General features: G+C 58.3%; 7 protein-coding genes. 2 read left to right on the forward strand and 5 right to left on the reverse strand.

Features of this window, described 5'->3' with window-relative positions; translation table 11 throughout:
- Nucleotides 1-44 precede the first annotated feature (44 nt).
- Both ACZF5Y_RS03585 and ACZF5Y_RS03590 read left to right on the forward strand, forming a co-directional pair.
- On the forward strand, nt 45-2,249 hold the full coding sequence (locus tag ACZF5Y_RS03585; protein ID WP_497534459.1) for an LGFP repeat-containing protein: 2,205 nt from the start codon (nt 45-47) through the stop codon (nt 2,247-2,249).
- 194 nt (nt 2,250-2,443) lie between these two features.
- Nucleotides 2,444-6,073, forward strand: a complete 3,630-nt coding sequence (locus ACZF5Y_RS03590) for a CDP-glycerol glycerophosphotransferase family protein (protein ID WP_497534460.1) — start codon at nt 2,444-2,446, stop codon at nt 6,071-6,073.
- Between the two features lie 97 nt (nt 6,074-6,170).
- On the opposite strand, the gene ACZF5Y_RS03595 is transcribed toward ACZF5Y_RS03590, so the two are convergent.
- The 5 genes from ACZF5Y_RS03595 to ACZF5Y_RS03615 are packed head-to-tail and all read right to left on the reverse strand — an operon-like array spanning nt 6,171 to nt 12,761.
- Nucleotides 6,171-7,835: a stealth family protein gene (locus ACZF5Y_RS03595; RefSeq protein ID WP_497534461.1), complete on the reverse strand. Its 1,665-nt coding sequence runs from the start codon at nt 7,833-7,835 to the stop codon at nt 6,171-6,173.
- A gap of 13 nt (nt 7,836-7,848) precedes the next feature.
- On the reverse strand, nt 7,849-9,975 hold the full coding sequence (locus ACZF5Y_RS03600; RefSeq protein ID WP_497534462.1) for a CDP-glycerol glycerophosphotransferase family protein: 2,127 nt from the start codon (nt 9,973-9,975) through the stop codon (nt 7,849-7,851).
- A gap of 30 nt (nt 9,976-10,005) precedes the next feature.
- Entirely contained in the window at nt 10,006-11,103 is a 1,098-nt protein-coding gene (locus tag ACZF5Y_RS03605) for an ATP-binding cassette domain-containing protein (protein ID WP_497534463.1), read from the reverse strand.
- Nucleotides 11,104-11,128: 25 nt separating this feature from the next.
- Nucleotides 11,129-11,995: an ABC transporter permease gene (locus tag ACZF5Y_RS03610; RefSeq protein ID WP_497534464.1), complete on the reverse strand. Its 867-nt coding sequence runs from the start codon at nt 11,993-11,995 to the stop codon at nt 11,129-11,131.
- Nucleotides 11,996-12,035: 40 nt separating this feature from the next.
- Nucleotides 12,036-12,761, reverse strand: coding sequence for an acyl-ACP--UDP-N- acetylglucosamine O-acyltransferase (locus tag ACZF5Y_RS03615; protein WP_497534465.1), 726 nt, complete (start codon nt 12,759-12,761; stop codon nt 12,036-12,038).
- Nucleotides 12,762-12,777 lie beyond the last annotated feature (16 nt).

A 12,777-nucleotide genomic window follows, 5' to 3' on the forward strand; every position in this document is an offset into this window, starting at 1 on the left:
ACGCTGTCGTGAGGCATGGGAAGTTTCGACGACTGTTCGCCTTCGTGATCGTCGCATTCGTCGCGATCGGGGCCAGCGTTCTCAGCCCGCACGTCGCCGAAGCAGCTCCAGTCGAAGGCTTTCAGCCAGGCAACATCATTTCCGACGAGAACTTCTACAACGGCGGTTCGATGTCGACCTCCCAGGTGCAGAGCTTCTTGAATCAGAAGATCGGGCGGTGCACCATCGGTGACTCGGGTCGCGCGCCCGGATCGACGTGGGGAAGTACGACACTTGCGTGGTCTTGCCTCAACGGGGCGATCTGGTCGACGACATCGCGACCGGCCAATGCCTACTGCAAGTCGTATCCAGGCGGTGCGAACGAATCTTCTGCGGCGGTCATCGTCAAGGTTGCGAAGGCCTGTGACATCAGCCCGCGAGTGCTTCTGGTAATGCTTGAGAAAGAGCAGAGCCTGATCTCGGATACCTGGCCGACCATCCGTCAATTCGACTTCGCCATGGGCTATGACTGCCCCGACTCCGGTCCGGGCAACAGTGCCAACTGCAACAGTGGAGCCGGTGGGTTCCCAGCGCAGGTATATCGAGCAGCGTGGCAGCTCAACGTCTACCGAGCGAGCCCGGGAAATTACAATTACCGCGCGTACCGCGCGAACACGATCCAATGGCATCCCAACGCCGGATGCGGTACCTCGCAGGTGTACATCGAGAATAACGCCACTGCTGCGCTCTACATCTACACGCCCTACCGGCCGAATCAGGCGGCGCTGAACGCCGGATGGGGCACCGGTGACAGCTGCTCAAGCTATGGCAATCGTAACTTCTACAACTTCTACAAATCCTGGTTTGGCGCACCCTCCGGAATAGAGATCCACAAGCAGCTGCAGCAATTGCACGGCTCTCTGGTGGGAAGCGCAGTAGACATGGGTGCAGCGACCGGAACCCCAGTCATCTACAGCTCCACCTCCCTCGGTCAAACTTTCGCGCGAGGGACCATGTATTGGTCCACGTCTGCGGGCGCTTCTGCGGTTCTCGACAGCCCAATTCGAGATGCCTATTGGAACTTCGGTTCGCGTAACGGTCCACTCGGCTACCCAGTCGGGGTGACGTCCAGGTATGCGGGAGGCGGTCTGGGACAAGCATTCGAATCAGGGTCGATCTACTATTCCCCGAACAGCCCCGCTTCGATCGTGAGCGGAGCATTCAGGCGCCTGTTCATTGCTCAAGGCTCGGTCAAGGGCGCACTCGGCTACCCCGTCGCCAATTCTGCCGTCTATGCCTCAGGGGGGGTCGGACAGGCGTTCCAGAATGGGTCGATGTACGGCGCTAATTCGAGCGCAGTGTTTGTGGTGTCGGGGTCGATGTTGCAGGCGTATAAGGCGGCGGGTTCGCATAAGGGCGAGTTGGGTTTCCCGTTGTCTGGTGTTGCGACGTATGCCAGTGGGGGGCAGGGTCAGGCGTTCCAGGGCGGGTCGTTGTATCGTGCGCCCGGTGGTTCGGCGTTTGTGGTGTCGGGGTCGATGTTGCAGGCGTATAAGGCGGCGGGTTCGCATAAGGGCGAGTTGGGTTTCCCGTTGTCTGGTGTTGCGACGTATGCCAGTGGGGGGCAGGGTCAGGCGTTCCAGGGCGGGTCGTTGTATCGTGCGCCCGGTGGTTCGGCGTTTGTGGTGTCGGGGTCGATGTTGCAGGCGTATAAGGCGGCGGGTTCGCATAAGGGCGAGTTGGGTTTCCCGTTGTCTGGTGTTGCGACGTATGCCAGTGGGGGGCAGGGTCAGGCGTTCCAGGGCGGGTCGTTGTATCGTGCGCCCGGTGGTTCGGCGTTTGTGGTGTCGGGGTCGATGTTGCAGGCGTATAAGGCGGCGGGTTCGCATAAGGGCGAGTTGGGTTTCCCAACGAGTCCGAAGACCCTTCTTTCCAGCGGGGAGGAGGAGCAGATGTTCGAACACGGAAGGATCCGTATCTCGCCTGATGGAAAGGTCGTGGTGCAGTTGGACAACCGGCGGCAGCTGCAAGCTCAGAACGGAAACTCTCCACGTAATACGGACAAAGACGATTCCGAGGATCAATCGCAGGACAGCCCCAACCCCACGGATGACACGCAGAGTTCATCGACGGAAACGCCCGCCGACGAGTCGGTTGAGCCCGGTGCCTCGGGTGATGAGTTGGACGGTGGGAACCCCGATCAGAGTGGAGAGGTACCATCGAACGTCAAACCTGAAGACGAAACTACCTCGATCGCCGGCAGCCGTTGACTTCTTGGTGATCGTGACATTTCGTCGAGCTGTGCCTACGGTGTTGCGTTCGGAGATCAGACGCTAAACGGCTTCGACGGGCGGCTTTCAGCATGCAGGCATGCCTGTGTGTCGATGCGTGCCGTTCGACGCGACGAGAGACATGAGTTGTGAGAAGATTTTCGATTGAATCCCTGAACAAAGGGATTAGTGTCATGGTGAACCCGGCTGAGTGGTGGCGCGTACCGTTCTTGGTGCTTCGCCGCCATGAGGCTTTCGGGATACGCTCTGAAAGAGCGTTCTCGGGCATGAAGATGCTCGCAGAAAAGCAGCCAGCAGCATTGCACCCCACGATGGTGCACTTTTCGAGTTTGGGACGCGGCGAGGAGATTCTCGACCTTGTCGAGCGCGTATGGCGAAACGGCGAGACGTGCTCGCCCGAAGCGGCACTCGGCTGCGCGAAGGTTTGGTACGAGGCGGGCGATCTCGTCAAAGGGGATCGTGCGCTCGCACGCGCAAAAGATATCGCACCTGACTTCTTGCCTGCGCACGAAGAGGAAGCAAGGAATCAGCTGTGGCGCGGAAACATTGCGCTGTCACGTCAGGCCGCCCAGAAAGCACTGGAATTGGCTCGATCTACGTCCTTGAAACGCGGATGGCATCGCTTTCTCACCGCTAGAGAATTCTCCCTGGGAAATTTCGTACAGGCTCGCGAGCACGCGATTCTCAGCGGCCCTTCCCCGCGCCACGTCGAGACGCTGTACCTATTGATGGTTGCTTGCGAGCGCTTGGGCCTCGAGGTGGAAGCCGCGTCGTATTCGGCCCAAGTAGAGTCAGGTGCTGGGCTGCAGAACCTCGCCAGTGACGCACGGAGGGCAGCGCTGCATGTGAAAATGGGTTACCCCAGTGCGGCGCTGACAGAATTGTCGAGCGATCCTTCAGAAGATCTTGTCGCGGTACGACTACGTGCATTTCTCGAAAACGGCAGATATGACGATGCCGTCTCGGAGATTCCCCAGCAACGTGCCTCGAGAGACCTCGACGAAATTGCCGCACTGTCACTGGAACTGGCCGGTCGGTGGAAAGAAGCGGCCGAGTTATACCGCACACTTACGAAGCGAGACGCAGGAGTCGCTGCGCGGCTCGTCCGATCACTGCTGCATGCAGGGGAGACCGGTGCGGCCGCGACCGTCGTTCAAAGCAGTTCAGGATTCGAGACGCCTCAATTCGAACACGGCAAGGAGATCGATCCTCGCTTCGTTACCCAGGCGAGTGCCGCCACAGCTGCACAATCCGAGGAGAATTTCGAGAGTATGGCGGAGGCTTTCCGCATGCTCCTCTCCATGGCGTCCTCCCCGCAGAACATCCGAGCTGCCGCGCACGGACTCGTTCTTGCCCTCCGTGGAACCAGCTTTTCAGCAGAAGCACGCGCCGCTGTGACGCTCACGCTACCGCAGCGGCTGCCGAGTCTCGACGAGTTGGCGCCAACGGTGCAAGTTCTGGATGAGAGAGAGTACTACGCGGAGCTCATCGAGACGCTTCCTGTGCAGGATGGTGTCGTCCTCTACGAGAGCTTTCATGGAGCCTCGGTTTCCTGTAACCCACTGGCGATGTGTCTCGAGCTGTTGCGCCGAGACACTTCAGGTGAGTTCACGCATGTCTGGTCGGTGCATGACCCAAAGGCGATCCCGGAGATACTCAAATCCGATTCGCGTGTGAGATTCGTACGCGCGGGTTCGTATGGCTACATTCGGCATCTTGCCACCGCTCAATACCTTGTCAGCAACGTGACGTTTCCAGACTTTTTCATCGCGCGTGAGGACCAGCGCTACGTGAATACCTGGCATGGAACTCCATGGAAGCATTTGGGAAAAGAGTTCGCCGGGGCGCCCTTCTCATACGGAAATATCGCCCGCAACCTGCTGCAGGCCACTCATGTACTTGTCCCCAACCAACACACGGCCCATGCACTGTACAGAACCCAAGACATCATTGGTCTCGGCGCGGTAGAACCCGAGGTCATCGGGTCGCCGCGAGTAGATTCAATGCTGATCACAGATCACGTCACGCGCGATAGCGTGCTCCATCGATTGCGATTAGATCAGACGCTGCCAGTCGTCTTCTTCGCTCCGACCTGGCGCGGTGTATCAGGAGACGTGCGGACGCAAGCTGAGCAGATCGCGAAGACAGTCCGCGCACTCAGTGGTCTGCGGGCGAACATTCTGGTTCGAGTGCATCATCTCGTAGGCTCGGGGGAGGATGGTGTCCCTCCTGGAGACAACGTTTTCAGGGTTCCCGCGGACATCGATACGAACGCCGTTTTGGCTGTCTCGGATGTACTCGTATCCGACTACTCGAGCGTGATATTCGATTACGCAGTTCTGAACAAGCCGATTGTGAAGTACGTCTACGACGCTGAGGAGTACGCGCGAGAGCGCGGGCTCTATTTCGAGTTGGATGAGGTGCCGGGGGTTACATGTAGCTCTCTCGATGAGCTGACACGCAGTGTCTCGGATTTGATCGATTCGCCAGTCGTCACCGACTGGACGGGAACAGAGACAGCTGCACTGTGGGGCATGGAAGATGGTCGGGCATCGGCAAGAGCCGTGGATGCGATGTTGCACACATCGTCAGGCGCCTCATCGCAAAACGAGCATCGATTGCTCCTCCTCGCGGGAGGGATGAAGCCCAACGGAATCACCCGATCCATGAGAAATCTGATCAATGTGTGGCGACCGGCTGGCTCTGCAGTGCAGTTAGGAATCGGATTGGGTGCTGTAGAACATCCTGAAGCAATTGAAGCGAGAACAGATTTGCGCCAGCGGACGCAATTTTCCCTATTTGTTGGTTCCCCGGTTGCGACGCGCCAAGAACGATTGCTGTGGACCCGGTTCGAGAACGCACGGGAAGAATGCACTGCGGAGCTCGTCGAAGGTGTGCAGCCGATGATGCGGCGAGAACGCAGGCGACACTTTGGTCGCGCAACGTTCGACACCGTGCTCGATTTCGATTCCTACTCGCTCTATAATTCCGCGCTTGCGGTGCTGGGCTTTTCTGCGTCCGTGCGATCCACTGCGCTCATTCACAGTGATTTCGTTGCTGAGATGACGACGCGCTTCCCGAATCTGCGAAGCATCGGAGCTCTTCTTCCCAGGTTCAACGGCCTGGGATCTGTGAGCCCGGACGTCTTGGCAAAGAACCGTTCCGAACTGAGCAACAGATTCGGTGTCGATAGTTCTCGGTGGAACCTCGTGCCGAACTTCATTGATGCCGTCGGGATCGCTCAGGCATCGTCACGCGAGATCGATCCCGACCTGCGCGAGTGGTTTGCTTCTCATCATCAACACGTCATCAGCGTCGGGCGACTATCGACGGAGAAGAATCTTCAGGACGCGCTCCTAGGACTGGCACTCTCCGACCCGAATGGAGAACGACTCAAGTACGTGATCGTCGGAGACGGGCCGGATCGGCCAGTTCTCGAATCCTTGGTGGCCGACCTCCGCCTTGAGATGTCGGTATTCTTTGCCGGGCACCGGGACAATCCCTTCCCCGCCATCAAAAGAGCGAACGCCTTGATGCTGACATCGAAGTATGAGGGGCAGCCCATGGTGGTCCTCGAAAGCCTTGTGCTGCACACTCCCATCGTCGCGGCAGACATCCCCGGCACACGATCAGTGCTCAAGGACGGGAAGCTTGGCATGCTTGTGGACGCTGGTGCAGAAGGAGTTTCGAGGGGCTGGCAAGCAATCGCGAGCGACAGTCTTCGCGCGCAGGAGTTCGATACGCAAGCGTATGTCCGTGAAACGAGCGCCGCATTTGAGTGTTTCATCAGTCCGACAGAGTAGCGACGCACTGGCGACTCACGGTGTATGGTCCTTCCAAAGGGGTTCGCAGCATTACAAGGCGTTGTATCTCGCTTTCATGGGGTCAACACGTCGTGATTTAGCGATCGTTCTCCCACGGTGCGGGAATGGGGAAGTATCTCTCCAGCCATAGAGCCAAGAAATCAAGATTCTCGGCGGAAGCGTCCGGGCTATCGTTGATGCAAAACACTGCGCGACCCCGATGGCCGAGAAGGGCTTCGAGCCTCGCCTGAATATTCTCCGCGCTGAGATCGAAGTAGTCGTAGCGAATGCTCGCGGGAAGCGCCCTTCGCTCCTGGTATCCCATGTAATGGTGCAGCCAACCATTGATTTCATAGTCATCCTGCGAGCGCAGCTGATTTCCCCAGGTCTGTTCGAATACCTCGGGATAGCGCTCTTCGAGTTCAAAGAGATAACCGCGCATTTGCGGAACAGGGGTATGCCAGAACGCTCGCGTCGGCTGCACCCCGTGTTCGCGCAACACGAGATCTGAGACGTTCTTTCGAGCAGCTTCATGCGCAAGCTCATAGCTGGTCTTGGTCGGCATTGAGCTTTTAGAGAGGAAGAACTTGGACATTCCGTTGCTCGCGAAGAAGCGCTCCTGGCTCACCGAATGCCCGATGAAAACGTCATCGTTCATAATGAGGTAACGATCAGACAATCCCTGAATGTGGTGAATACGCCCTGCGATTGCGTGCGAGTTATACGTGGGGAGTGCGCCCGACTCGCCGAAAAGCTCCTGGTGATTGACCATTCGAATTCGAGGGTGGGAGGTGTCGAGCCAGTCGGGTACCTGCGAATCTGTGACAAGAATGATGTTGCGCACCCAGTCACAGTTCTGGAGCAGTGAACGCATCGCGTATCGAAGTTCACCATTGTCACGGAACCGCGAAGCATCGAAGCTGTTCTCCGGAACCGTTCCGGTGAGCTTCGCAATGACTTCGGCTCGCCTCTCGAGCCAATTGAGATCCGCACCGTTCACCCACATGAACACCACGTCAATTTCTCCCGAAGGCTCGAATATGTTTCGTGTGTCGAACACCTCGTAGGAGGGGAGAGATAGACCATTCACCGAGACAACCGTCTCTTGCTGATGCGATATATCGATTGAAGCTGATCGATCGTTCCGGAATGGGCTCGCGATCGTCCCATCTTCCGACTTCGACCACCGTTCAATCCGACATGAGTGCGCGAGTCCGTAGGGCTGCACTTTATCGTGCTCCGAGTAGAACCTCAGCACTTCTATCGATGCCTGTTGCGTCACCGCAGTGAGAGCCTCCGGTGTGGACACCTCTACAGGGAGGCGGAAGGTGCGGCCCGATGCGTCTTCTACCAGAACGCCGACATACAGCGGTGCTGCGCCAGATACCCGCCGGAGTGCGGTGAGAACTCGTCCCCAATTCTCGTCCTCGACTGCCAACATGGCATGGCGACGCGACTGATCCGGTACGGCAAAATACGGAATACCGGCGTCCTGGAGAGCTGCGCTGGCGGTGCGCAGATTCCGCCGCTGAGCATCGCGCGAGGACATTCCGACGACTTTCGCAGCCGCATAGGTTCGTTCGTCCAGATAATGAAGCCGAATCTCACTTTCGCGAGCGAGCAATGCTTTGAATTGCCGAGCCTGTCGATTGATGAGTCGCCGTTCAGCTGTAGCGAAGAAGCGCGTGAGGGGACGCCGGCTCAAGATGCTGAGAAGTCGGCTCCGTCGCGGCGCTGAGATCGGGTGATTCGTCGTGTTCATGTGACGCCTAAAACTACTTTCTGCCTGCTGAGCGGTGAAGGTCCGGAGATGTCATGCGAAGATGTTGTCGATGTCGCCACGCGGCGTCGGCGTCCTGGTACCGCGGAAAATGCCGAGGATCTGTCAGATTTCCGAGTCGGGCGTGAATACGGTCGACCACCCGTGCCGAATTGTTGCGGTCTCTGACAGAAAACGCATCGCGCGCGAGTTCCAACTCCCGGAAATCAGTTTTTCGAGTAAGTGTCGCCTTGAGCACTCGGCGAAGTTCTTCTGCAGTCGAACAACGAGGTATGCGGGAGATCAAGTCGTCCATTACCGCACTCTCGTATGTCCCCGTCTTTCGACGAAACTCGCTTTCGTCGAACTGGTAGAGAATTGCAGGCTTTGCTAAACGGATGAAGTCCCAGACGATGCTGGAGTAATCGGTAATCACCCCGTCGGAGTCCTTGATCAGCTGAGAGAATGGCACATCACTCTGATCCACCACTCGGATACGTGGATGTCGTGGCACCAGCACACGACCCAGCTCGAGAAGTTTCGGATGAGCGACGAAGATGATGTGGGCATCCTGCTCTTCCAGCAAGGCGTGGGTCTCGGTCGAATCGAGAAACTCGCGGATAGCATGGACGTAACCGGAGTTTTCCAGTTCGGAAGCATTCTGATCTTCAAGCCACTCTCGCCAAGTCGGCATGAAGAGAATGCTGTGTGTGCGCAGCGGTGACTGCGAGCCTCCCAGCGGGATCAGGTCCCAACGCGGCAAGCCCGTCATATCGATGATCTCGGGGGGCACGCCGGCAGATGTCAGAGCGCTGGTCTCCCATTCGGTTGATGTGACTAGAACGTCGGGGAATACCGAGCTGCCAGGTCGGAACAATCCGACCTGCTTCAGGCCGGCGACTCCATGCTGGAGAAAGTAGTTCTTTTTCAGGAAGAGGAGTTTGTCGAGCAGCCCAGGCTGGGCGTGTAAATGCGACAAGTGATAACGGACGTCGGACGACACGAGGAATGTGCGAGGCGAATAGAGGAGTCGCCACTGTTTGAGGCTGAACTTCCGAATGGTTCGCGAACTTTGCGCGACACGAGCGCGCTGGGCACTGTCATGAGAAATGACGAAGTACCAGTCGAACCTTGGTGAGAGCTTCCGCGCATTGAGCGCTGTGAACAGCGCGTGTCCGTTGTCCTGGGCAGTATCAGCATTCTTCTCGAAAATGAGGGCCGTCGGGGGGAGCTGGCGATGCAGGACGCGGCGGATGAGGTTTTCTGCTCTGGCGATCCGCGCGAACATCTTTTGAATGCGAGGGTGGAGATCGTAGGCTGAGCGAGGGCGCACTACGAAGTCCAAGAATGTCGTCGTTGGTGTGGCTGCGAGTGCGACGACGCGCTGAGCGCCGATGCGTATCGTCGGCGACACAACCTGCTGGTGCAGCCGGTTGTACAGGCTCTCATCGAGGTGATCGAGCCGCAATTCGATGGAGTTGTCGGAGTCTTGATTCTGCAGCGTCGCGCAGATGGAATAACGCAGGGGAACCATTTCGGAAAGGTGCGCGCGTGGAAAGTGGAAGCTGAGTTGTAGGCCATTCTCTGTAGCAACGGTGACAACTCGCTCAGCGCGAACCACAGATGAGTGGTGCGACGAATGTAGGCGAAGCGTCACCCCAGAAATCGCGAAAGAACCCTCCTCGCTGAGAACGAGGCGGCAGTTGAGAGATATTCCGGTTCGAGTCATATCGACGCGGGAGAGCGAGTGTGAATACTTGAATCCGCGCAGTTCGTGGTCGAACAGCGCCGCGTTGGCCATCGATATGAGGATCCGATCCTCAGTCAGAGTGACGTGCGGCTGGATGGCGGACTCGGTGTCTTCCGATCGAAACGTCCTTCGCCACCTGGGCAATTGCTCGAGTAGTGCCACCTCGGTCGTGAGCTGTTCACCATCGTCGGACACCACCGAGAACGTGTCTGACACGCTCGGAAGGGAGTCACGCAGCTGCTCGTAGGAAGAGTACCAGCCGCCATCCTTCAACGTGAAGGGCAGTGAAAAGATGCCCCCCGTCGTCGAAGATTTTGCCAGCAGGCGGGGTGGTTGCGAATCGAGGGTGATCCGCATACCATCGCCGACCTCCTCGACATGCTGAACACGCATCAAATCAGTTTACAACTCGAACGACCATCGTCATCGCCCCACTGCCGTCGTGCGCTCAAACTCGAAACCGTTGTCGAATGAGTACGTCGCGACACCGTTCTCGAATTCCAGTCGTTTTTCGTCGAAAGTTGCGGTTCCACCATGAATAGTGCTTGCAATGAGACCCCAGGGTCCCTGGGGTCCACCAGCGCGTCGATATGCGGCTAGAAACGGCCCGCCCGTGAGGCCGAACGTGGCTCCCGAAGCCTGCGCATTGTCGAGCGAGGTGATGTACCCCTTCTCGAACTCTTGGAAGACGCCGCCGCCGCCTGGGGTATCGACTCGTGTCTCAGGGCCCAGGGGGCGACCGTACTTCGCCGAGCGGCGCTCGTAGTTCTCCCGAATGGGCCCAGAGACGGGAAAAGGAAGGCCGGAATCGGTCGAACTTGGATGCAGGAACTCGACAGCTTCGTCGATGGCACCGTCGAAGACGATTTCGCCCTGGCTCAGTACGATCCCGCGATCGCAGAGTCTCTGCACGTGTCCGACGCTGTGGCTTACGACAAATAGGGTGGTTCCCGATTCGCGAAGCTCCAACATCTTCCTGTTGCACTTCTCCCGAAAAGCAGCATCGCCGACAGAAAGGATCTCATCGACGAGAAGCACATCCACCTGAGTGTGCACCGCTACCGAGAAACCCAAGCGAGCATACATTCCCGAGGAGTAAAACTTCACCTCGGTATCTATGAACTCCCCGATCTCCGAGAATTCAAGAATCTCGTCAAACTTTGCTTCAGTTTCAGCTCGACTCATGCCGAGAATGGCCGCATTCAGAAAGACATTATCTCTGCCGGTGAGGTTCGGATTGAAGCCTGCTCCGACTTCGAGCAGACCCGCAACGCGTCCGCGGGTGCGGATCCAGCCGGAATCCGGGCGCAGAACGCCCGAAACCATCTTGAGCGTCGTTGACTTACCTGAGCCGTTCTTTCCCATGATGGCGACCGACTGGCCCTGGGGTACGTCGAAGGAGACGCCACGCACCGCCGTGAAACGAGAACTGAGTTTCTTCCCCTGAAATGCTGCCACAACGACCTCTTTCGCGGAGGTAGCATGACGCAACTTGAACGTTTTCGTGACGTCGTGGATCACGATTGAAGGCTTGGGGCTCGCCGATTCAGAGGTACTGCGCAAAGGTGCCCTCCAGCTTTCTAAAGGTTATTTGGCCGATGCAAAGCGTCGCGATCGCGATGAAGAGCGCAATCAAAGCATTCAGCATGAGCCCCGTGGGACGTTCGGAGCCAGGCGCGATGGGGAGCCAGAAAACGTTGTGCACGAGCTCTACAGCCGCAGTGACCGGGTTCAGCATGTACACCTGATAAACCCAGTCGGGCGCGATTTCTTTGATCATGAGCGCTGAATAGAGCACCGGGGATGCCCACGTTGCAAACATGAGAATGAGCGACACCACATTGTGTGCGTCGCGGTACGCGACATTGATGGCGCCGAAGAGGAGCCCCAAACCGAGAGCGAAGACGAGCACTACCACGATAGCCAGCACGAACGCGACGATCTGCATCCATGTAACTGTCCATCCCAGTACGAGACATATTGCGAGCAGCACTGCAACCTGCGGCAGAAAGTGGGTCAGAGCTGCGCCGACTGCCGCAACGGGAAAGAGTTCACGCGGCAGGTAAATCTTCTTGACGAGTGAGGCATTGTCGGTGATTGCACTCGTGGTGTTGCGGAGCACCTCACTGAAGAGTCCGACCACGATGAGGCCGCAGAAAAGGTAGACCGGGAAATACTCGACATCCTTATGCAGACCGAAAATAACGCCGATGACGATGTAATACAGCAGAAAGTGGGCGACGGTCTGCACGTACGACCAGATCCATCCGAGCGCCGAACCGTAGTAGCGGGTCGTGACACTCTTCTTCAGCAGGAGGGACAACAGGTATCGATGTCCGAAGACATCCCAGAGTCCCTTGCTTTTCCCTGGAGTATCGAACTCCGGGTCAGTGAGCGCAGCTTGGTAAGTCACAACCGTGCAGTCTACTTCCTGTGTCTGTGGAGATGCCGCTTCAGCTGGCCGGGGTGACCGGTGCGAGGTCCCCCTGCTCGCGCCACCAATTCACTGCACCGCGCAGCGTCGCGAGGTCTTCGGGCAGCCATTCGCTCCCGACAAAGAAGTCGCCCGCTTTGTAGTGCCGTGTCAACACCTCGGCGAGTGCGGCGTCGTGCCCGGCACGTTCGACGCCCATCGCATTGACGCCGGTGAGCCTCGGCGGGGTGCCGTACACCTTGGCGAACGGGGGCACATCGCGGGTGACCGGGGTGCCCATGCCGACCATCGCGCCGGGGGCGATGACGCGGCGCTGATGAACGACCGCGTTCATGCCGATATTGACGCGGTCGCCGATCACGCAGTGGCCCCCGATGGAGACCCCGGCCGACACCGTCGAGTCCGCGCCGAGCAGCACATCGTGCGCGAGGTAGGCGCGGTTGAGCACCCAGCTCCGTGCGCCGACGGTGGTCTCTCGATAAGTGCCCTGGTGAATCACCGCGCCCTCACGAATCACCGCGCCGGTGCCGATGCGTACGCCAGCGTGCTGCAGGTCGCCGTTCCACGCAGTGTTCTGGGGCAGGCTCGACATCTCTGGTGGTGCGCCGATCTGCGCGCCCGGCCCGATCCACACTCCATCTTCGACGGTGCACGGCCCGAGGAGCACTGCGCCGGGGCCGATCTTCACGTCGGCGCCGAGCGTGACGCCGTCGCCGATGAATGCCAGTGGACTGATGTCGTTCATGCTTCTCCTGTTGATT

The organism is Leucobacter sp. WKLB1 (genome assembly GCF_059696215.1).